This window comes from Aminobacter aganoensis (assembly GCF_014206975.1).
GTDB lineage: Bacteria > Pseudomonadota > Alphaproteobacteria > Rhizobiales > Rhizobiaceae > Aminobacter > Aminobacter aganoensis.
On record NZ_JACHOU010000001.1, the window covers coordinates 745,285 to 765,326 of the forward strand.

Here is a 20,042-nt window from a genome sequence, read left to right on the forward strand (position 1 = left end):
GTTCGCTACATACAAAGCGGCGCGCCGCCGGCGCGCCTGCAGAATCAGGGATAAGAAGCCAGAGTTGCACTACCTTCTTGGCCGAATTCTGGCTTCACGCCAAGCAGGGACGCCGAACGCCGGATAATGTTTGCCACCATCGGCGCGGCGGTGAAGCCGGCCGTGGCCGAACGGGTCGAGCCTTCGAGCTTCGGTTCGTCGATGATGGTCAGCACCACATATTGCGGATCCTCCATCGGGAAGGCGGCGATGAAGGCGTTGAAGTTCTTTTCCTTCGAATAGCGCCCGTTGACGACTTTTTCGGCCGTACCGGTCTTGCCGCCGACCCGATAGCCGGCAACCGTGCCGCGCTTGCCGGAACCGCCCGGCGCCGTCGCGTTCAGGTTGTACAGGTAGCGCATGTCATTGCTGGTCTGCTCGTTCACCACCTGCGTCGAGGCTGCGATCGCCTCGTCCAGGGTGCGCGGCAGGAAGGTCGGGGTCATGTAGCGGCCGCCATTCATCAGCGCGACGACGCCGGCCGCCGTCTGCAGCGGCGTTGTCGAGAAGCCGTGCCCGAATGCCGCGGTGATCGAATGCACCTTCTTCCAGACCTTCGGCTCGGTGGGACGTGCGGATTCGGGAAGTTCGGTCTGCAACCGGTCGAGCAGGCCCAGGCGCTTGAGGAACTCGCGATGTCCCTCGATGCCCACGACGTCGGCCTCCTTGGCCGAGCCGATGTTGGACGAATAGATGAACACTTCCGGCACAGTCAGCACGCGGCCCTTGCCGTGGAAGTCGCGGATCGTCTGGCGGCCGATGGTCAGCGGGCGGCTGGCATCGACGGTGCTGTTGAGCGTCATTTTGCCCGAATCCAGCGCCATCGCCGTGGTGAAGCTCTTGATGGTCGACCCCATCTCGAACAGGCCCGCCGACATGCGGTTCAGCCGGTCCTTGTCCTGGGCATTGAACGGATTGTTTGGATCGAAGTCCGGCACCGAGCCCATGCCGAGGATTTCGCCGGTCTTGGCGTTGATCACCACCGCACCGGCGGCCACCGCACGGTACTTTTCCATCGCCGCCTGGATCTCGTCGCGGACGATGTGCTGGACGCGCAGGTCGATCGACAGCCTGACCGGCTTGAGATCCTTGGCGATCGCCAGTCCCGAGGCCTGCAGGTCGGCAAGCCCCTGGTCGTCGATATACTTCTCGAGACCGGAAATGCCCTTGTTGTCGATGTTGGTCAGGCCGACGATGTAGGAAGTCGTTTCGCCGCCTGGGTAGAAGCGGCGCTTCTCGGTACGGAACGCGATGCCGGGAATGCCCAGCGCCAGGATGTCGGCCTGCTGCTTCGGCGTCAGCTGGCGCTTGAGCCAGACGAAGCCGGTGCCGCTCTTGAGCTTGTTGTAGGTCTGCTCGACATCGAGGTCCGGCAGCACCGTCGTCAGCTTCTCGATCGCCTCGTCGGCGTCGACGATGCGGCGCGGCTCGGCAAACAGTGAAGCGGTCTTGATGTCGGTGGCGAGCACTTCGCCGTTGCGGTCGACGATGTCGGGGCGCGATGCGGTCACGCGGCTTTCAGGCCCGTTAGACATCTCGGGGTCCTGCATGGCCAGATAGACGAGACGGCCACCGATCGTCGCATAGATGCCGAAGAACACCGCCATCGTCATGACGACGCGGTTGCGGGTGCGTCCGCCGGTGGTCTTGCGCGCGCTGTCGACGACGATGGAGCTGTCGCCCGCGCTGCGCTTCTTGCCGAACAATCCGATCACTGGGCGATCCCTCCGGTCGTCGTCTGGTCCGGCGCGATTTCGGCGACGCCGCCGAAACGCTCGCTGGTGATGTCTTCGATGGTCAGCGGGCGCACCGGCAGGTCCTGGAGGCTGACGATCTGGCGGGCATCCACCGGCAGAAGCTTGAGCTCCGTCTCATAGACTTGCGCCAGCTTCTGCAGCCGTGACGGCTGGGTGAGCAGGCTCCAGTCGGCCTTCAGCAGGTCGATGGTGTCTTCCTCGAAGCGGATCTGCGCCTGGATCTTGTCGACGGCCTTGAGCTGGTTCTCGGCCTCGTCCTTGGTCTTGTAGGTGAATGCCGCGGCGCCAACCATCACGGCGATCAGCACGATGTCAGTGGTGCGGAACATGGGCTCACCTTTCTCCCGACTGGCTGACGTCGGGAAGCTTCGGAAGTCCGAAGATGGAAAAGTCTTCGCCGCGAGGTGCGACGCTCGTGCGAACCGCCGCACGCAGCTTGGCCGAGCGTGCGCGCGGGTTGACGGCTGTCTCGGCGTCGCTCGGGCCGACGGCATTGCCAGCCTTGATGAAGGTCGTCGCGATCACCTCGAGCTCCGGCATGTAGCGCGACCGCGACGGCGCGCTCGAGCGATCGGCGATGAAGCGCTTGACGATGCGGTCTTCGAGCGAATGAAAGGTGACGACGACGAGGCGCCCGCCGGGCTTCAGCGCGCGCTCGGCGGCAAACAGCGCCCGCGCCAGCTCGCCCAGTTCGTCATTGACATAGATGCGCAGCGCCTGGAACACGCGCGTCGCCGGGTGGATCTTGTCCTTGGGCGCACGGCCGATATGGGTCTCGATGGCATCGGCGAGATCGAGCGTGCGCTCGAACGGACGCTTTTCGCGGCGGCTTTCGATCATCCGGGCAATGCGGCCGGCATGGCGTTCCTCGCCGAGGAAACCGAAGATGCGCGCGAGATCGCCCGCCTTGAAACGATTGACGACGTCGGCGGCACTTGCGCCTGCCTGGGCCATGCGCATGTCGAGCGGCCCGTCGGCGCGGAACGAAAACCCGCGCTGCGCCTGGTCGAGCTGCATCGAGGAAACGCCGATGTCGAGAACGACCCCGTCGACCAGTTCGACATGCTCGTCGAGGCTGGAGAACGGCGCCTGCACCAGGCGCAAGCGCCCGCCCGAGTGCGCCTCCAGTTCGCGGCCGGCAGCAATGGCATCGGGGTCGCGGTCGATCGCCACGACGGAAGCTCCGACGGCCAGGATGGCCTTGGTGTAGCCGCCTGCGCCGAATGTGCCGTCAATGAAGACCTCGCCCGGCTGCGGCTTGAGCGCGGCCAGGACTTCGGCGAGGAGAACCGGAATGTGGCGGGCCGGTCCGCCGACAGCTTGATGGCCATCGCCGTGACCCGCCATCATTCCGGTCGCTCCCCAGGCTTCGTCCCCTGCCGAAGCTTCAGGAGCCGGGCACGAACGTCCGCGCCATGGCTGCGCAGCCGCTCCGGCTCCCACATCTGAAAAAACTGCCCGCGCCCGACGAAGGCCACGTCGGTCGTGATCCCCGTATGCTCGCGCAGGAAATCCGAGACCGAGATGCGCCCGTCCTGGTCGAGTTTCAGGAACGTGCTGTCGCCATGGATGAAGAAGGACATGTCGTCCGCCGTCTGCAGGAACGGATCTTCTTGCGCGATACGCTGCTCGTAGCGGTCGAGCAGGTCGAGCCCGCCGACGTCGAGCGCCGGAACGTCGAGCGCCCTCAGGGCATAGAGCTCGGCATAGCCGCGCTTCTGCAATACGGCACGGAAATGCGCCGGAACGGAGACCCGTCCCTTCGCATCGATCCTGTTCACCGCATTTGACAGAAACCGGTCCATCGCATGATCCGGCCGCTTCCGCGGCCGCGCCCCTCGTCGTCATGTCGCCCGCGCCCCAATGGCCCGGTCCAACCGCAAATCCAGACTCTCCGTCGACCGACACGCCTCGCCATCCGCAGTCGCCGCGACTGCCGGATCGGCGAACGCCTCACCCTCTACTGGAACGAAATCATGGTTACCGATTTGGGATAACATGGGGTAATATGGGCGTCAACGGGAACTAGGCACACTACACACCAGGATCAGCCTTTCCGGCCCTTTCGCGGCGTCCCGTTTTTTATGGTCCATTAAGGCTAACGAAGGGTTATCGACTGGCCCAGCGCGCCAGCGCTCTTGCCCGGGTGCAGCAGTCGCCCTAGCGTCGGGGTGAAGGTCCCTGCCCGGAAAGTCCGCATCCATGACCAACGCTTCCAATTCCCGCGCCGCCTCTCTTGCCCATCTGCGCCGCGCCAGGCTCTCGGTCGGCGATCCCATTCCCCTGCCCTTGACCATGGCGGCGATCTTTCACGCCCCCGGCGACGCCACCGGCTTCAACCAGTACGGCCGCTTCAGCAATCCGGTCTGGGACGCGGTCGAAGAAATGCTCGGGCATCTGGAAGAGGCCCCCTGCGTGGGCTTCCCGTCGGGCATGGGAGCAATCTCGGCGGTGTTTTTCGCCTTGCTCAAGTCGGGCGACCGCATTCTGCTGCCCTCGGACGGCTACCACACCACCAGGATTCTGGCGGACCGCTTCCTCGGTGCCTTTGGCGTTGCCTGCGACGTCAGGCCGACATCGTCATTCCTCGACGGCGGCTTCGACGGCTATCGGCTGGTCTTCGTGGAAAGTCCGTCCAACCCGGCGCTCGACATCTGCGACATAGCGGCCGTGGCCGCCGCGGTCCGCAAGTCTGGCGGCCAGTTGGTGGTCGACAACACCACCATGACGCCCTTCGGCCAGCGTCCGCTCGACCTCGGCGCCGACATCGTCGTCGCCGCCGACACCAAGGCGCCCAACGGTCATTCCGACGTGCTGTTCGGCCACGTCGCCAGCCGCAACCCGGAAATCATCACCGCCGTTGCCGAATGGCGGCAGAACGCCGGCGGCATCCCGGGACCGTTCGAAGCCTGGCTCGTCCATCGCGGCTTGGAGACGCTCGAATTGCGCTTCGACCGCATGTGTTCGTCGGCCGAAGTCATCGCCCAGAGGCTGCAGCAGCATCCAGCCGTCGGCGGCCTGCGCTTTCCGGGCCTTGCCGACGACCCGTCCCACAATCTGGCCCGCGCCCAGATGGAGCGCTTCGGCTTCCTGATCAGCTTCGATCTCGGGTCGGAAGCCAGGGCCGAGGACTTCATCAACGGCTGCGAATTGATGCATGCGGCAACATCGTTCGGCGGCGTTCACACAGTCGCCGAGCGGCGCCTGCGCCGTGGCGACGCAGTGACGCCGGGTTTTGTCAGGCTATCGGTCGGCTGCGAACCGGTGGAAGAGCTCTGGGCCGCCATGCAGGCCTCGCTGGACCGGCTTTCGGCGTGAAGTGTCTATGACTTCACTTCGTCACTGGTGATGTTGCGCCGACCGTGGAGGACTCGAAGATGACTACCTCCCCGTCAGACACCTTGTAGAAGGTGACGTATTCACCCTCGACGACGTGCCGCACTTCTGGCAGCACATCCTCACGCGAAGCGCCGGATCGAGGTGTTGAGTTGCCAACAACTCCGACCGATCCGACAGACGCGTCATGAGCCGGAGCGCCGCCCGTAGAAGTACTGGTCGAAATCGCGACGCCGCTTACAAAATTCCCGAAAGCTAGCTGGGTTTGGCGGATGGAAAAGGAACCTCGCGGGCTCTCAAGGCTAACTGACATTATCCCTTCCCTTTGGATTTTGTGTTTTTTCAAATTCTTCGACTAAATTCCTTAGATAGTCTATGAGTATATTTACATTTTTGATACTTAGCATGTGATATCTATTGATCTCATCAAGTGTATACATGAATATCAATCTGGATTCGTCGCTTGAGCTTGAGTCTTTCGATATATTGAACTCGGCAACAGGCCGGCCGTTCCAGTCCCTGAGAGGGATTCGTGAAACAACTGAATAGTTGTATCGCCGATTGAATAGTCGCATGAGTCGAGTGACTAATAGCATCTAATTCTCGCTTACTTGTCTAGAAGAAGTACTGAAACCTGACGATTCCTGGACGTTCCCACGTAACATATTTACCTCTCATGGAAGGCCTCATCTGTCATTTCCATCAGCGGATCGAGCAGGAACTCGATCACGCGCCGGCTACCCGTCTTGATCTCGGCGGTGACTGACATGCCTGGGATGAGCGACACGTCTTGTCCGTCTACGCGTATTGACGACTGGTCCAGAGTTATGCGTACCGGAAACACCAGCGGTCCCGCGGCGCCGCCGACGGACTATGCTGCGCGAGGTAGTCGCCGATCGCCTCGACATCGGCTATAGCCCGAGGCGTCAGGCGATAGCTCATCGGCCGCCTTCGCGTTTGTCGAGTGCCTCGTACTTGCCGGAGAGCCGCGCCATGAAGCTGGCGCCATCCTCACCCGGCCCGCTATCGATGCCTTCCTGGATCAGGGCACGCAATTCCTCGAGGGTGTAGCCGAAGAGGTCGCGGCGCTCTTTCCACAATCGCAATGCGTCGCGGATGACTTCGCTGGCTGAGGCGTATTCACCGGCATCGACCGCACCATCGACGGCGGCGGCAAGTTCGGGCGACAGCGTGATGCTGCGCTTGTCGACATGACCCATGGCACTGCTCCCGTTTGCGGCAACGGTACGATCAAATCGCACCGAACTCAACAACAGCAGCAGGTTTGCCTTGGCTGGACAACATCGAAGCGCTGAATCAAGACAAGCGAACATCGCCGCAAGTCACTGAATTCATATGGCTGAAGGCAGCGCCAGCTGGCCTGTAAGCCGGGTTCTGTATGGCCCCCGCGCCTTGCGGCACGGGAACGTGGCGACCATTCTTCTTGGACGCATGTTGCCATGCGCCTCACGCAACCTACCCGGGCGGTGAGCCGGAAACAGCCCTGAGGGTCGCCCCTCGTACCACCCCTATTCGGTTTTGCTCCCGGTGGGGTTTGCCGTGCCGCTCCTGTTGCCAGTCGCGCGGTGGGCTCTTACCCCACCCTTTCATCCTTACCGCGGAATCCGCGGCGGTTTGCTTTCTGTGGCACTTTCCCTGGGGTCGCCCCCGCCGGCCATTAACCGGCACCGTGTATCCATGGAGCCCGGACTTTCCTCACCCGCGGCCTTTCGGCGATTGCGGGTGCGGCCGCCCGGCCAGCTGGCAAGGGCGTATAGAATGGTTCGCACGGCAAAAGGCAAACAAAAACGTGCGCCGTCCCGGGAACCATCCCTGTCCTTGGGCCGTTAGCTGCCGATACGGGCCTGTACTTTTTTGCAATAGGCGGCAGAAACCGGGTTCATGCGCTTGGCGCCGTGGCCGGCATTGTACCTGAGGATCGTGCCGCAGGTCGTGCCGCCAGCGAGTTCATGTGCCTTGGCGAGGTACTTGATGCCAAACTTGATGTTGGTCTCGGGGTTGAACAGGCCCTTGGCCGAGCCGCTGTAGCCCATCATCCGCGCGGTTGCCGGCTTGATCTGCATCAGGCCGATTTCGCCGGCCTTGCCGCGGGCGTTCGGGCGATAATTGCTCTCGACGCTGATCACCGCATGCGCAAGCGACACCGGCACGCCGTAGGAAGAAGCATAGCGCGCGACGATTTCGCCGAACGGCGCATTCGACTTGGTTGCCTTGGCGGTCTTGCCGGCCTGGTCCTTGAGCGTCTTGGCGCCCTTGGCGCCGATCGAGGCGGTCTTGAAGTTGTCGACGGCAGCTTCCTTCTTGGAGCTGCAACCGAAGAGATAGGGGCAGTCGTCTGCAGCCTTGTTTGTCTTGGCGTTTTTGGTGGTTTCGATGATCGCCTTCGAGGCCCTGACTGCTCCGTCCTGGGCGTGAGCGGCAAAAGAAGTCAGGCCGGCGGCTAACGCCACCGCAACAACGGTCAGATTCTTCATGTTATCCTTGTTCTCGAACAGGCCGCGCGAAAGCTATCGCGCAGCATCCCTTCCTGACGCCGGGGCCCTCTTCGGGGCATTGCAGGATTAGCCGGCGCCTTGCACGGGGATGCATGTGACGGGCGAACTGGCGGGAAAAATGACCGGGCAAGTCACAAAGGGTGACAGGTTGTAATCTGGCGAATCAGCCACCTGGACTAGTCAAGGCTGCCTTCGAGGGAGGAAAGCAGCCGCCGCAGGGTCGAAACTGTCGAGGCATCGGCCACCCCGTCGACGCAGCTGGTGCGGAAATGTCGTTGAAAAGCTTGGACAGTTACCGCTGTCTGCGCATCGAAATGGCCGGTGATTTCGACACCGTAGCCATAGAATGCCAGCATCGACTGCAGTTCCTCGACAGCGCTGCCGCTCTCGCCAGGTTGCAATTCGCGGCGCCCGTTGCGCGGCGAAGGTGCGACCCAATGACCTATGCCGGCCTCGTGCAGCATGCGCCACGAAAACTTCTCGCCCGGGTCAACCTTGCGCCCCAGCGCCACATCCGAGTGCGCCAGCACGCGTTCTGGCGGCACATTGTGACGCCCGGCAATGCCGAGGCAAAGCGCGACGACCGCCTCCATCTGCCGCCTTGGAAAAGAGCGATAGCCGAAGGCATGGCCGGGATTGACGATCTCGATGCCGATCGAGCAGGAATTGATGTCGGTCTGGCCCTGCCAGGAGCTCTTGCCGGCATGCCAGGCCCGGTCGCTCTCGCGCACCATCTGCACGATGCGGCCGTCCTCGTGCACGAGATAGTGCGAAGACACCTCGCTCACCGGGTCGCACAGCCAGGCTTCAGCGCCCGCCCCGGTTTCCATGCCGGTGTAGTGCAACACGATCATGTCAGGCTTCACACCCTCACGCCGCAGCCCGAAATTGGGCGAAAGCCGGACCTCGGCATGCGGGTGGTCGGGTTGGAAACCGCTCATGCGTGCCGCAGCCCCCTTTCGATCATTTCGTAGGCCGCATTGATTGCGGCGATGCGCGTAGTGGCGATTCGGATGAACTCTTCCGGCAGGCCGCGTGCAATCAGCTTATCGGGATGGTTGTTGGCGACAAGCTTTCGATAGTGCTTGCGCACATCCTCGAACGATTTTCCGCGCTCGATGCCGAGTACCCGGTATGGATCGGCCTCGCCGAGATCGAGATGCCGCGCCAGGATGGTCTGGTAGTGGGATTCCTCGATGCGGAAGATCTCCGACACCCGATGCAGGAACGTGCCCTCGCGCTGGTGCAGCATTCCATCCGACTTGGCGATGTGGAACAGCCCGTCGAGAATGTCCTCCAGCATGCCGCAGTTGGTATGGCCCGAGCCGCACAGCCGGGCCATGCGCTGGGCGTAGAGCTCGAAGCCGGCAACATCCTGCTGGGCGATGTCGTAGAGGCGCGCCACGTCGCGCGCATGCTCGGGCGGAACCGCGAAAATCTCGTAGAAGGCGCGAACCTCGTCCTGCGACACCACGCCGTCCGCCTTGGCCATCTTGGCCGAAAGCGCGATCATCGCCACCGAAAAGGCGACGCGGCGGCGCAACTCGGCATCGCCTGAAAAGACGGTCCTGACAGCCTCGACGACATCGGCCACGCCGTTTGCCGCCGACGCCGAGATACGCGCAATGAAGTCGCCGAGGCGGTCCCAAATCGACATGGCCGCTTCTTAGGATGAAACATTCGCAAATGCGAGATGCCATTGCGCCCCAGGCATAACTTTGTCGGCACTGTAGTCCCTGGACCAAAACTCTGGACCAACGGAAAATCCACGACGCGAAAGCCCGGCCCCGCTAACGGTTGCGCCATGGACGCACGCAACGCCACCCAGTCGCCCTCCAGGATTTCCCGCGAGACCATGGGGCTCGCCCTGGGCACGCTTGGCGTTGTCATTTTCGGCGGGACCCTGCCGGCGACACGGGTCGCCCTCACGACCTTTTCGCCCTGGTTCGTCACCCACGGACGCGCCGCCATGGCGTCCCTTGCCGCGGCACTGCTGCTCGTCATCCTGCGCAAGCGCCTTCCCAGGGGCGATGCGCCTGCTCTGTTCCTCGCGGGCCTCCTGCTGGTATTCGGCTTTCCGATCTTTTCGTCGATCGCCATGCAGACGGTCCCGGCATCGCATGGCGGCGTCGTCCTCGGCGTGCTGCCTTTGATCACCAGCATATTTGCGGCTCTGATCGGCGGCGAGCGCCCGTCGGTGCTGTTCTGGATTTGCGGCGTGGTGGGTGCGGCACTGGTGGTGGCGTTCGCCATGCGCGACAATGGCATGACCCTCTCGACCGGCGATCTGTTCCTGTTTCTCGCCGCGCTGTCCGCCAGCCTCGGCTATGTCGTGTCGGGCAAGCTGGCGCGCCACATGCCGGGCTGGGAAGTGATCTGCTGGTCGCTGATCCTGACGGCACCGATTTCGGTCCCGGCCGCCATCTGGAGCTGGCATCCTGAATTCTCCAACGCTTCGGCCGCCGCCACCTTTTCGTTCCTCTATCTGAGCTTCGGCTCGATGTTCCTTGGCTTTTTCGCCTGGAATGTCGGCCTCGGCATGGGCGGCATCGCCCGCGTCAGCCAGGTCCAGCTGCTGCAGTCCTTCGTCACCCTGGCGATTTCGGCCTTCCTGCTCAAGGAATATGTCGGCAGCGAAACCGTGCTGTTCGCACTCGCGGTGATTGCCATCGTGGCGCTCGGCCGACGCGCGCGCGTCTCGCGCTGATATCATAGAAAAAGCCGGAGCAGTTGCTCCGGCCCTTCCCTTGGCTTGTCGGTCGCCGCTTACTGAGCCGGGGCTGCCGGTTCGACCGGCTTCGGCTGCGTCGGCTCGCTGTTCTGCATGTCGCCGCCAGTACCGGTTTCCGGCGTCGGCGTGATGCTCTGCGTCGTCGAGTTGTCGGTAGCCGGAGGGGTCGCCTCGGGCGTCGCGGGTGCTGGCGTCACCGGTGCCGGCTCTTCGGTCGCGGGCGGCTGCACGCTCTGCGTGGTCGTGTCGTCGGTGTCGCTGCAGGCGGCGACGCCAAGCAGTGCGAGGGCAGCGACCGAACCAAGAATGAGCTTCTTCATGACAATCTCCTTGCGTAACGGCCCGTCAGGCGGGCGTCGGAGAAGAAATGCATGGGGCCGGGCGCGGTTTCATAACGTTCGGAGTCCCGCTGTCACATTCCCGGGCAGCGTGGGATGTCGCACAGGCGTCATTGGCGCGTCACCGCGCTGTCACGCCGGTGCGCTACCCCGCGGCCAACAACGAAGCGGGGAATCGCATTTCCATGACCGACGTTTCCGGAGAACTTGTCTTTCGTCGCGGCAAGAAAGTTGGAAAGGCTGTCTACCAGAACCGGCCGCTTTCCAGGGAAGGGCTTTCCGAGCGCCTGTTCGCGCTTTTGTTTTCCGGCCTGGTGTACCCCCAGATCTGGGAAGATCCCGACGTCGACATCGAAGCGATGCAACTCGCCGAGGGCCACCGCATCGTCACCATCGCCTCCGGCGGCTGCAACATCCTCGCTTACCTCACCCGCTCGCCGGCGAAGATCGATGCCGTCGACCTGAATGCCGCGCACATCGCCCTCAACAAGATGAAGCTGGCCGCCGTCCGGCACCTGCCTTCGCAGGCCGACCTGTTCCGCTTCTTCGGCACCGCTGGCACCGAGCACAACTCGCATGCCTATGACCGCTTCATCGCCCCACACCTCGACACCGCCACCCGCGGCTACTGGGAGCGGCGCAACTGGCGCGGCAAGCGGCGTATCGCGACCTTCGACACCAATTTCTACAAGACCGGACTGCTTGGCCTGTTCATCGCCGCCGGCCACCGCACCGCCAGGCTCTACGGCGTCGATCCAGCCGGCATCATGGCGACCGGCAATCGGGCCGAGCAGCGCCGCTTCTTCGACGAACACCTCGCCCCGATCTTCGACCGCCGCGCCCTGCGCTGGATCACGTCGCGAAAGTCGTCGCTGTTCGGCCTCGGCATCCCGCCCGCGCAATACGACTCGCTGCTGACCTCGGGCGACGGCTCCATGGCCGGCGTGCTTCGGGCGCGCTTGGAAAAGCTCGCCTGCGACTTCCCGCTCGAAAGCAACTATTTCGCCTGGCAGGCCTTCGCCCGCCGCTACCCCGAGCCGGGAGAGGCAGCCCTGCCCGCCTATCTCGAACAGGCCAATTACGCGACGATCCGTGCCAATGCCGACAAGGTGGCAATCCACCACGCCAACTTCACCGAACTGCTCACCGGCAAGGACGCCGGTACGGTCGACCGATACGTCCTGCTCGACGCTCAGGACTGGATGAGCGACTCCCAACTCAACGCGCTCTGGACCGAAATCACCCGCACGGCAGCTCCCGGCGCGCGCGTCATCTTCCGCACCGCCGCCGAACCGAGCCTGCTTCCCGGCCGGCTGTCGCCTGCCCTGCTCGACCAGTGGAGCTACGCCGACGAGATGTCGCGCGATTTCACCGCTCGCGACCGTTCGGCGATCTATGGCGGCTTCCACCTCTATGTGAAGAAGCCCTGATGAGCGCGCCCGATGTCTCGACCAATCACTCCGGCTTGATGGACCGCGTCTACCGGCATCAGCGCCATATCTATGATCTGACGCGCAAATATTACCTGCTCGGTCGCGACCGCATGATTGCGGAACTGTCCCCGCCCGTCGGCGGCACGGTGCTCGAATTGGGCTGCGGCACCGGGCGCAACCTGATCCTCGCCGCCCGCCGCTTTCCCAACGCTCATTTCTACGGCCTCGACATTTCCGCCGAGATGCTGGCCACCGCCAGGGCGTCGATCGCCCGGGCCGGCCTGTCGGACCGTATATCGCTGGCCCAGGCGGACGCGACCGCCTTCGACGCCGCCGCCCTGTTCGGCCGCAGCGGCTTCGACCGAGTCTTCGTTTCCTACGCCCTGTCGATGATCCCGGGCTGGGAACGCTCGGTGTCGGCGGCGCTTTCCGTGGCGGACGGCTCGGTCCACATCGTCGATTTCGGCCAGCAGGAAGGCCTGCCCGGATGGTTCCGCAACCTGCTTCGCGGCTGGCTTGGAAAATTCCACGTCTCGCCGCGCGAGAGCCTGGCGACGGAGATCGCACGCCAGGCCCAGGCAACCGGCAAGAGCTTTCGCTTTTCCTCGCTGTACCGCGGCTACGCCTGGCTCGTCGTCGTCGGCGGACCGAAGCCTATTTGAGCGCCGCCGCCAATGCCGCGAGCATGGCTTGCGGCTTGTAGTGCAGCTTCGAGGGTGTGAGCCCCATGCGCACCACCACCAGCCCGGCCGACGGCACCATCGCCACCGTCTGGCCGTCATGGCCCTGCATCCAAAACGTGTCCGACGGCAGGTCGAAGCCGGCGTCGGGATCCTCGCCTTCGGGCGAGCCGCCCTCCGGTCCGCGCAGCCAGAGCTGGCCACGGCCATAGTCGCCGTTCGAGGCGGGAGCCACCTCCCGCATCCAGGCGACATAGCCCTCCGGCAGAACGCGCGTGCCGTTCCAGACGCCGTCCTGCAGCAGGAACTGGCCGAAACGCGCCCAGTCATGCGCCGAGGCGTAAAGATAGGACGATCCGGCGAAGGTGCCGCGCGCATCGGCCTCCAGCACCGCACTCGTCATGCCGAGCGGCCCGAACAGTTTTTCCTGCGGCCAGGCCAACGCCGTGGCGGGATCGCCGACCGCATCCTGCCACAGCCGCGACAGGATCAGCGTCGTGCCGCTGGAATAGGAAAACACCTTGCCGACATCGCCGGCCAGCGGCTTGGCCGCCGCGAAGCTCGCCATGTCGGGCTCGAGATAGAGCATGCGGGTGACGTCGGTGACGTCGCCATAATCCTCGTTGAACTCCAGCCCGCTCGACATCGCCATGAGGTCCGCCAGGCTGATGGCGTTGCGGCCGTCCGCCTTCCACGCCTCGAACAGCCCGGTCTTGTCGACCGACATCCTGCCGTCGCCGACCAGCGTGCCGATGATCGCCGCCGTCACCGTCTTGGTCATCGACCAGCCCAGCAGCGGCGTCGCCGCACCGAAACCCTCGCCATAGCGCTCGCCGACGATGCGTCCGTTCTGCACCACCACGATCGCCCGCATGTCCGGGCCTGCCAGCCCGGCGTCGTCCAGGATCGCCGCGATGGCCGGGTTCTGCGAGGCATCGACCTTGTCGCCCTCCGGCCACAGCCCGTCGCTCTTGGCCGCGGTTGCGGCCGGAACCACCCCGAGTGCTGCCGCCGCGACATCGCCATCCGGCACATTGCTGCAGCCGGCACCGTCATGCACCACTGCCAACCCCCGGCCGAAGATGCCGAACAGCCCCGCCCGCACCGTGCCCGCACTGTCGTCGACATCCACCGACATCAGTCGGAGCAACGGATGCCCCGGCGCCTGGACATCGTCGGCCAGCACCTCGCCGGCATCCCGATTTGCAATGAACACGTTGGAGCAGACGATCTTGGCGGCATAGCCCGAGCCGACCCGGATCAGTGCCGGCGGCGCGAAATAGAGCCATGCCGAGAGCCCTGCGACCGCCGCCACGACAAGAGCCACCAGCCACTTCAGGATCTTGCCGACCATGCGCATTGCCGTCCCCCGCCCCGCCATCTTGCTTCCGCCATGGAATTGCCGTCATTCCTCACGCAAATCCCGGAGGCTGTCGAGCGCGATCAACGGTTTATCAACCATGATCGGCGATCACAGGAGGGGATGCGCGGTGTCTTGGGGAAACCGCCGGTCCATCAGGCTAACATCCGGCCGCGAGGCCGACCCCGCAACGATATGCACTGGCCAGCCCCGTCTGGCCGCAAGGAGAGGTAATGCGCCGCGCTCCGGCTCTTTTGCTGCTCGCCTTTCTCGGCGCCTGCTCGACTTCCGACACCTTGTCGCTCGCCCCCGCCGGCAAGTCGACGACCATGGCCAGCGTTTCGGTCAAGAACCCGCGCTTCAGCGACAGCGATCCACATCAGTGGGAAAGCGGCGCGCCCTGGACCTACGCCGTCCACGGCACCGACGTTTCGAAGTACCAGACCTCGATCGACTGGCAGCAGGCCAAGGGCAGCGGCATCTCCTTCGCCTTCATCAAGGCGACCGAAGGCGGGGACCGCGTCGACGACTATTTCGGCGAACATTGGCGTGAGACCAAGGCTGCCGGCGTACCGCGCGGCGCCTATCACTTCTATTATTTCTGCCGGCCGGCGGCCGAGCAGGCGCGCTGGTTCATCCAGAACGTGCCCAATGAGCGCTCGTCGCTGCCGCCGATCCTCGACATGGAATGGAACCCGCTGTCGCCGTCCTGCAAGCTCCGCCCGCCGGCGGCCACTGTGCGTAGCGAGATGAAGATCTTCCTCGAAATGGTCGAGAAGCATTACGGCAAGAAACCGATCATCTACACCTCGATCGACTTCTTCGACGACAACGACCTGTCGACCTTCCGCGGCTATCCCTACTGGCTGCGTTCCGTCGCCGGCCATCCGACCTCGCGATACGGCAGCCACCCCTTCACCTTCTGGCAGTACACCGGTACCGGTGTCGTGCCCGGCATCAGGGGCGACGCCGACATCAACGTGTTCAACGGCACCGAAGCGCACTGGAAGAAGTGGCTCGCCGCCAACACGAGATAGCCTACGACCAGCCCTGCCTGCACCGCCGGGCTGCATATTTCGCATGGCAGATGCGACAACAAGAGGGGGTGCGGCCCTCGCCCCGGTTCTGTAGAAGGCGCGGCAGAGACATCGACTTGGCCGTCTGCCTGCATGTCGCCATCCGGCGAAGGCAAGAACCCGAAACGACGGGCCAAGCAGGAGACCTGCCCAATGAATCTGCTGAGCAAAGCGCTGGCCGCCGCCCTGTTCGCCACCGCCTCAATGCCTGCGATCGCGCAGGAAACCGCCGCAGTGCCCCAGGGCGCTCCGACCGTAACCTCGGAATGCGGCGACGATTTCGCCACCTGGAAGCAGAACCTCGCCAACGAAGCCCGCGCCGCCGGCGTCGGCGAGAAGGGCCTGTCGGCGCTGGCAAACGCCACCATCGACCCCAAGGTGCTCGAGCGCGACCGCGCCCAGGGCGTGTTCGCCCAGACCTTCACCCAGTTCTCCGAACGCATGATCAGCGACTACCGGCTCAAGCACGGAGCTGCCAATCTGCAGAAATATGGCCAGTATTTCGCCAAGGCCGAACAGGACTACGGCGTGCCCGGCCCCGTGATTGCCGCCTTCTGGGCGCTGGAAACCGACTTCGGCGCGGTGCAGGGCAATTTCAACGCGCTCAACGCGCTGGTCACGCTGGCCCATGACTGCCGTCGCCCGACGCTATTCCGGCCGCAGGTCGTGCCGCTGCTGACCCTGATCGACCGCAACGTGCTGCCCGCCGACGTCAAGGGCGCCTGGGCCGGCGAAATCGGCCAGACCCAGATCCTGCCGTCCGATTACCTGGCGCGCGGCGTCGACGGCGACGGCGACGGCATTGTCGACCTGCGCAACACCCCGGCCGACGTCATCCTCACCACCGGCAAGAAGATCCAGTCGCGCGGCTGGAAGCGAGGCGAACCCTGGATCGAGGAAGTCCGCGTGCCCACCGAAATGGCCTGGGAAGAAACCGGCCGCACCAACAAGCAGCCGCTCTCCCGCTGGGCGGCGATGGGCGTCACCATGCGCGACGGCACCGCACTGAAAGACACCGGCCTCAAGGCCGGCATCGTCCTGCCGATGGGCCGCAAGGGCCCTGCCTTCCTGACCTATGACAATTACGACGTCTACCTCGAATGGAACCAGTCGGCGACCTACACGCTGACGGCCGCGAACCTTGCCACCCGTCTCGCCGGCCAGCCGGCCTTCGAGCGCGGCAATCCCGACGCCGGCCTGACCGGCGACGCGATGAAGGCACTGCAGCAGAAGCTGCACGACAAGGGCTACGATGTCGGCGGCATCGACGGCATCCTTGGCACCAACACCCGCGAAGCCATCCGCCAGGAGCAGATGCGCCTCAAGCTGCCGGTCGACGGCTGGCCGACGGACGAACTGTTGGCGAATCTGTGAGGGAATAGGGAATAGGGAATAGGGAATAGGGAATAGGGAATAGGGAATAGGGAAGGATTACCAACGTCTTGCCGTTGGAACCTCCCCTTCACTATTCACTATTCGCTCTAAAACAACGTCGCCGCGTCGCCATGCACCGGCTTCCAGCCAAGCTCGCGGCGCGCCTTTCCCCCGCTCAGCCGCTGGCTGATGGCGTAGCCCCGCGCCCATTCGCCAAGGCGTTCCGCCGCACGGTCGGCGCTGACGATGCGAATGTCGGGACGCTCCGTTCCCATCTGCCGAGCCACTGCCGCCACGATCTCGGCGACGGCAAGCCCGTCCATGGCCGAGCCGTTGTAGACCGAACCGGGCTGTGCCTTTTCGAGCACCCGCAAGTACAGTTCGGCCAGATCCTCCGCATGGACCAGCGGCCAGACCACCTGCTCCGAACCGATGACATCGACCGGCACCCCGTCCCGCATCGCTTCCATGTACGAGGAAAACACCCCGCCTGCTGCCGAATAGACCATCGCCGGATGGATCGCCGCAGCAGAAACCTCCGGCGCATCGAGCACGCGCCGCATGTTGTCAATCATCCAGCCGAACGCCGGCAGCGGCGCAAACGGGCTGTCTTCGGTGGCCACCCGCTCACCGGTGGCACCAAACAGCCAGCAGCCGCCGGTGTAGATAAAGCGCGGCGATTTCGGCATCGCCCCCAGCGCGGGCAACAGTGCGTCGAGCAACGCGGTCTCGACCGGCCCCATGTCGTCGCCGAAGTCCGACGCGGCATGAATGACCCCGTCCACCGCCGGTATCTCCGCCACCCATTGCGCCGGCGCGCGCAGGTCGCCGCGCAGCGGCACAGCCCCTGCAGCCCTCAGGCGATCTGCCGAGGTCTCCGAGCGGGCCAGGCCGATGACCTCATGTCCGGCCTCGACAAGCCGCCGCAGCACGTGACTGCCGATGAAGCCGGTGCCGCCGAGAAGGAAAATGCGCATGCGAATGGTCACTTAGCGAGTAGCGAGTAGCGAGTAGCGAGTAGCGAGTAGCGAGTAGCGAGTAGCGAAGATCGGAGCAGCCACCCGGCAATTCAAGCCGCGCCTTGCCCTGCTCGCCGCGCTAGCCTCAGTCAGCCATCGTTTCCAGGCTGGCGAGCCCGACGGGCGCCTCGCCCTCGTCGAAGGGCGTCGTCACCTCGACGAAGGTGTCGGGATAAAAGCCGTTGAAGCGGGTGCGCAGCGACAGCGAGTAGGCGCCGATATGGCCGATCTCGATCCAGTCGCCGGTGTCGATCGTCTCCGGCAGCCAGAACGGCCGCGACAGGATGTCGACCGAATCGCAGGTCGCGCCGCACACCTTGAACGGCACGATGCTGCCGGAGTCGCCATTGCGCGTGCGGATCGCCGGATCCGGGATGAAGCGCGCCGGCAGTGTGATCTTGCCGGTCCAGGAATCCGACAGCGACGCCCAGATGCCGTCGTTGATGTAGAGCCGCCTGCCCTTGCGCAACAGCACCCGCACGATCAGCGAAAGGCAGCGCGCCACGATCACCCGGCCCGGCTCGGCCACCAGCGGCATCTCGTCGAAATTGTATTCCTTCAGGTCGCCTCGGAAGCGCGACATGATCTGCCCGATCGACGGCATCGCCGGCTTCTTGCTGTTCGGATCATGGCCGTATTCGGCCGGGAAGCCGCCGCCGACGTCGAGGCCGGCGAGATCGAACGACACGCGGTTGCGCACCCAGTCGACCGACGCCAGCGCGCGCTCGTAGGTGTCGGGATCCTCGATCTGGCTGCCGACATGGAAGCACAGCCCCACCTTGTAGCCGTTGCGGTTGAGCCGCTCGGCCAGTTCGACGGCATTGGCCGGTCCTGCGCCGAACTTCTTCGACAGTTCGTAGGCCGCAGAGCCCTTGGTCTGCACGCGCACGAACACGGTGATCGCACCGGGATCGATGTCGAGCGCCCGCACCACGCGGTTGAGCTTGTTGATCTCGTCCTCATGGTCGACGGCGATCACCCGGATGCCATAGGTCTCCAGCGCCAGCCTGATGTCGGACTGCGCCTTGACCGGGTGCATGTAGATCATTTCGGCCTCGGCCGAGACCTCCCGCACCGCCGCGAACTCGCCGGGCGATGCCACGTCGAACATCGTCACCCCGGCCTCGACCAGCGTCTTGAGCACGATCAGCTCGCCGTTCGTCTTGACGGCATAGGCGGTCCTGCCGGGGAACATCTCCATGAAGTTCCTGGCATCGGTCTTGAGCACTTCGGGCCGGAAACAATAGACCGGGGCATCCGGACGGAGCGCCAATGCGGCCTCGCGGGCGTTCTCGAATCGCTGCATGGATGCTCCTCGTTGCCGGCCGAAATCTAAACCAAGCCGCCGATGATGCAACCCGAGCGGGTTTGGCAGGAGCGTTGCGTCACCTTTTGGATTCGGGTGGCCCTACCCGAGAACCGCGCGTAGCTGTCGAATGTGACGAAGCGAAGAAGGAAGCCGAAATGAGTGCACGCGATTGGGCAAGACTGCTGCTCCTGGGGGTCATCTGGGGCGGTTCGTTCTTTTTCGTCCATATCGCAGTGGCCGAGATTGCACCGCTCAAGCTCGTGCTGTTCCGGGTGATGATCGCCGCATGCGCGCTGCACCTCTATCTGCTCGTCCGCGGCCCTTCCTTCCGCCTTGCCCTGCCGCTGGCAGCGACGCTGTTCGGGCTGGCACTGGTCAACAACGTCATTCCCTTCTCGCTGATCTTTGTCGGCCAGACCGAGATCGGCGCCGGTCTCGCATCGGTGCTCAACGCCACCACGCCGTTCTGGACGCTGGTCATCGCCAACATGATGACCACCGACGAGAAGCTGAACTGGAACAAGCTCGCCGGCATAGCGCTCGGCATACTGGGCACCGCGGTGATGATCGGGCCCGGGCTGATCGCCGGCCTCGGCGGGCCGGTCTGGGCCAAGCTGGCGCTCATCGGCGCATCGCTGTCCTACGCCCTTGCGCTGATGGTGGCGCGGCGACTCAGGGGCGTGCCACCGGCAGTCGTGGCGACTGGCCAGCTCACCGCGTCCACCATCATCATGATACCGGTCGTGCTCGCCGTGCATGGGACCGGCGGCCTGTTTGCGGCGAGCAGCGGCGCCTGGATGGCCGTCTTCGCCCTGGCGCTCGTTTCGACAGCCTGTGCCTATCTGCTGTTCTTCGGCCTGGTCGCCTCGGCGGGCGCCACCAACACGTCGCTGGTCACCCTGGTCGTGCCGGCGAGCGCCATCCTGCTCGGCGTGACCTTCCTTGGAGAACGCCTCGAAGCCTTCGAACTGGGCGGCATGGCGCTGATCGCGCTGGGGCTCGTCACCATCGACGGACGCCTGTTCAGGCGCCGGGCAGCCGCTGCGGGCTAGGAGTTTGCCACAATTTCTCCAC

19 protein-coding genes and 1 other RNA gene are annotated in these 20,042 nt (G+C 64.4%); 7 read left to right on the forward strand and 13 right to left on the reverse strand.

Annotated elements, in window-relative coordinates:
* Nucleotides 1-44: 44 nt before the first annotated feature.
* The 4 genes from GGR00_RS03670 to mraZ are packed head-to-tail and all read right to left on the reverse strand — an operon-like array spanning nt 45 to nt 3,601.
* Nucleotides 45-1,754: a peptidoglycan D,D-transpeptidase FtsI family protein gene (locus tag GGR00_RS03670; protein WP_055969728.1), complete on the reverse strand. Its 1,710-nt coding sequence runs from the start codon at nt 1,752-1,754 to the stop codon at nt 45-47.
* The gene (gene ftsL / locus GGR00_RS03675) at nt 1,751-2,125 is read right to left on the reverse strand and encodes a cell division protein FtsL (protein WP_184697928.1); all 375 of its coding nucleotides are present in this window, start codon (nt 2,123-2,125) and stop codon (nt 1,751-1,753) included. Before ftsL ends, GGR00_RS03670 begins: the two co-directional genes overlap by 4 nt.
* A 4-nt stretch (nt 2,126-2,129) precedes the next feature.
* The gene (rsmH, locus tag GGR00_RS03680; protein ID WP_184697930.1) at nt 2,130-3,146 is read right to left on the reverse strand and encodes a 16S rRNA (cytosine(1402)-N(4))-methyltransferase RsmH; all 1,017 of its coding nucleotides are present in this window, start codon (nt 3,144-3,146) and stop codon (nt 2,130-2,132) included.
* Nucleotides 3,143-3,601, reverse strand: a complete 459-nt coding sequence (gene mraZ / locus GGR00_RS03685) for a division/cell wall cluster transcriptional repressor MraZ (RefSeq protein ID WP_055969736.1) — start codon at nt 3,599-3,601, stop codon at nt 3,143-3,145. Before mraZ ends, rsmH begins: the two co-directional genes overlap by 4 nt.
* A gap of 397 nt (nt 3,602-3,998) precedes the next feature.
* Here mraZ and GGR00_RS03690 point away from each other — a divergent pair, with 397 nt between their 5' ends.
* Nucleotides 3,999-5,114, forward strand: coding sequence for a cystathionine gamma-lyase (locus GGR00_RS03690; RefSeq protein ID WP_184697933.1), 1,116 nt, complete (start codon nt 3,999-4,001; stop codon nt 5,112-5,114).
* Nucleotides 5,115-6,070: 956 nt separating this feature from the next.
* Here GGR00_RS03690 and GGR00_RS03700 read toward each other — a convergent pair.
* The 5 genes from GGR00_RS03700 to GGR00_RS03720 form a co-directional block, all read right to left on the reverse strand.
* Complete coding sequence (locus GGR00_RS03700; RefSeq protein WP_055969742.1) at nt 6,071-6,352, reverse strand: type II toxin-antitoxin system ParD family antitoxin; 282 nt, start codon at nt 6,350-6,352, stop codon at nt 6,071-6,073.
* Between the two features lie 148 nt (nt 6,353-6,500).
* An RNA gene (gene rnpB, locus GGR00_RS03705) (RNase P RNA component class A) lies at nt 6,501-6,897 on the reverse strand.
* An 82-nt stretch (nt 6,898-6,979) separates the two neighbouring features.
* Nucleotides 6,980-7,627: a lytic transglycosylase domain-containing protein gene (locus GGR00_RS03710; RefSeq protein WP_055969744.1), complete on the reverse strand. Its 648-nt coding sequence runs from the start codon at nt 7,625-7,627 to the stop codon at nt 6,980-6,982.
* Nucleotides 7,628-7,824: 197 nt separating this feature from the next.
* On the reverse strand, nt 7,825-8,589 hold the full coding sequence (locus GGR00_RS03715) for an N-acetylmuramoyl-L-alanine amidase (RefSeq protein WP_055969747.1): 765 nt from the start codon (nt 8,587-8,589) through the stop codon (nt 7,825-7,827).
* On the reverse strand, nt 8,586-9,305 hold the full coding sequence (locus tag GGR00_RS03720) for a J domain-containing protein (RefSeq protein ID WP_055969750.1): 720 nt from the start codon (nt 9,303-9,305) through the stop codon (nt 8,586-8,588). The genes GGR00_RS03715 and GGR00_RS03720 overlap by 4 nt, the downstream gene beginning before the upstream one ends.
* Before the next feature lie 147 nt (nt 9,306-9,452).
* On the opposite strand from GGR00_RS03720, the gene GGR00_RS03725 reads away from it, so the two are divergent.
* Entirely contained in the window at nt 9,453-10,355 is a 903-nt protein-coding gene (locus GGR00_RS03725; RefSeq protein WP_184697935.1) for a DMT family transporter, read from the forward strand.
* A 59-nt stretch (nt 10,356-10,414) separates the two neighbouring features.
* On the opposite strand, the gene GGR00_RS03730 is transcribed toward GGR00_RS03725, so the two are convergent.
* The gene (locus tag GGR00_RS03730) at nt 10,415-10,699 is read right to left on the reverse strand and encodes a hypothetical protein (RefSeq protein ID WP_055969756.1); all 285 of its coding nucleotides are present in this window, start codon (nt 10,697-10,699) and stop codon (nt 10,415-10,417) included.
* 203 nt (nt 10,700-10,902) lie between these two features.
* Between GGR00_RS03730 and GGR00_RS03735 the strand changes: the two genes are divergently transcribed.
* Together GGR00_RS03735 and GGR00_RS03740 are read left to right on the forward strand one after the other, a co-directional pair.
* On the forward strand, nt 10,903-12,147 hold the full coding sequence (locus GGR00_RS03735) for a BtaA family protein (RefSeq protein WP_184697938.1): 1,245 nt from the start codon (nt 10,903-10,905) through the stop codon (nt 12,145-12,147).
* On the forward strand, nt 12,147-12,812 hold the full coding sequence (locus tag GGR00_RS03740) for a class I SAM-dependent methyltransferase (RefSeq protein ID WP_184697941.1): 666 nt from the start codon (nt 12,147-12,149) through the stop codon (nt 12,810-12,812). Before GGR00_RS03735 ends, GGR00_RS03740 begins: the two co-directional genes overlap by 1 nt.
* Here GGR00_RS03740 and GGR00_RS03745 read toward each other — a convergent pair.
* Nucleotides 12,805-14,190 (reverse strand): serine hydrolase domain-containing protein, encoded by a 1,386-nt coding sequence (locus GGR00_RS03745; RefSeq protein WP_184697944.1) that lies wholly within the window; start codon nt 14,188-14,190, stop codon nt 12,805-12,807. The genes GGR00_RS03740 and GGR00_RS03745 overlap by 8 nt on opposite strands.
* Nucleotides 14,191-14,423: 233 nt before the next feature.
* Between GGR00_RS03745 and GGR00_RS03750 the strand changes: the two genes are divergently transcribed.
* Nucleotides 14,424-15,227, forward strand: coding sequence for a glycoside hydrolase family 25 protein (locus GGR00_RS03750; RefSeq protein WP_055969766.1), 804 nt, complete (start codon nt 14,424-14,426; stop codon nt 15,225-15,227).
* 192 nt (nt 15,228-15,419) lie between these two features.
* Nucleotides 15,420-16,640 carry a lytic murein transglycosylase gene (locus GGR00_RS03755; RefSeq protein WP_184697947.1) on the forward strand — a complete coding sequence of 407 codons (1,221 nt, stop codon included), beginning with the start codon at nt 15,420-15,422 and terminating at the stop codon, nt 16,638-16,640.
* Nucleotides 16,641-16,747: 107 nt separating this feature from the next.
* Here GGR00_RS03755 and GGR00_RS03760 read toward each other — a convergent pair whose 3' ends face one another.
* Both GGR00_RS03760 and GGR00_RS03765 read right to left on the reverse strand, forming a co-directional pair.
* Nucleotides 16,748-17,617 (reverse strand): NAD-dependent epimerase/dehydratase family protein, encoded by an 870-nt coding sequence (locus GGR00_RS03760; RefSeq protein ID WP_184697951.1) that lies wholly within the window; start codon nt 17,615-17,617, stop codon nt 16,748-16,750.
* Nucleotides 17,618-17,744: 127 nt separating this feature from the next.
* Nucleotides 17,745-18,965, reverse strand: a complete 1,221-nt coding sequence (locus GGR00_RS03765) for an alanine racemase (RefSeq protein WP_184697955.1) — start codon at nt 18,963-18,965, stop codon at nt 17,745-17,747.
* Nucleotides 18,966-19,123: 158 nt separating this feature from the next.
* Here GGR00_RS03765 and GGR00_RS03770 point away from each other — a divergent pair, with 158 nt between their 5' ends.
* Entirely contained in the window at nt 19,124-20,020 is an 897-nt protein-coding gene (locus GGR00_RS03770; protein ID WP_184697958.1) for a DMT family transporter, read from the forward strand.
* The last annotated feature ends 22 nt before the right edge of the window (nt 20,021-20,042 follow it).

Coding starts and splice junctions, on each gene's coding strand:
- GGR00_RS03690 (WP_184697933.1), top strand. CDS start 3,999: ATGACCAACGCTTCCAATTCCCGCGCCGCCTCTCTTGCCCATCTGCGC.
- GGR00_RS03720 (WP_055969750.1), bottom strand. CDS start 9,305: ATGTCGATTTGGGACCGCCTCGGCGACTTCATTGCGCGTATCTCGGCG.
- GGR00_RS03765 (WP_184697955.1), bottom strand. CDS start 18,965: ATGCAGCGATTCGAGAACGCCCGCGAGGCCGCATTGGCGCTCCGTCCG.
- rsmH (WP_184697930.1), bottom strand. CDS start 3,146: ATGATGGCGGGTCACGGCGATGGCCATCAAGCTGTCGGCGGACCGGCC.
- mraZ (WP_055969736.1), bottom strand. CDS start 3,601: ATGGACCGGTTTCTGTCAAATGCGGTGAACAGGATCGATGCGAAGGGA.
- GGR00_RS03745 (WP_184697944.1), bottom strand. CDS start 14,190: ATGCGCATGGTCGGCAAGATCCTGAAGTGGCTGGTGGCTCTTGTCGTG.
- GGR00_RS03725 (WP_184697935.1), top strand. CDS start 9,453: ATGGACGCACGCAACGCCACCCAGTCGCCCTCCAGGATTTCCCGCGAG.
- GGR00_RS03750 (WP_055969766.1), top strand. CDS start 14,424: ATGCGCCGCGCTCCGGCTCTTTTGCTGCTCGCCTTTCTCGGCGCCTGC.
- GGR00_RS03700 (WP_055969742.1), bottom strand. CDS start 6,352: ATGGGTCATGTCGACAAGCGCAGCATCACGCTGTCGCCCGAACTTGCC.
- GGR00_RS03730 (WP_055969756.1), bottom strand. CDS start 10,699: ATGAAGAAGCTCATTCTTGGTTCGGTCGCTGCCCTCGCACTGCTTGGC.
- GGR00_RS03735 (WP_184697938.1), top strand. CDS start 10,903: ATGACCGACGTTTCCGGAGAACTTGTCTTTCGTCGCGGCAAGAAAGTT.
- GGR00_RS03710 (WP_055969744.1), bottom strand. CDS start 7,627: ATGAAGAATCTGACCGTTGTTGCGGTGGCGTTAGCCGCCGGCCTGACT.
- GGR00_RS03740 (WP_184697941.1), top strand. CDS start 12,147: ATGAGCGCGCCCGATGTCTCGACCAATCACTCCGGCTTGATGGACCGC.
- GGR00_RS03715 (WP_055969747.1), bottom strand. CDS start 8,589: ATGAGCGGTTTCCAACCCGACCACCCGCATGCCGAGGTCCGGCTTTCG.
- ftsL (WP_184697928.1), bottom strand. CDS start 2,125: ATGTTCCGCACCACTGACATCGTGCTGATCGCCGTGATGGTTGGCGCC.
- GGR00_RS03770 (WP_184697958.1), top strand. CDS start 19,124: ATGAGTGCACGCGATTGGGCAAGACTGCTGCTCCTGGGGGTCATCTGG.
- GGR00_RS03755 (WP_184697947.1), top strand. CDS start 15,420: ATGAATCTGCTGAGCAAAGCGCTGGCCGCCGCCCTGTTCGCCACCGCC.
- GGR00_RS03760 (WP_184697951.1), bottom strand. CDS start 17,617: ATGCGCATTTTCCTTCTCGGCGGCACCGGCTTCATCGGCAGTCACGTG.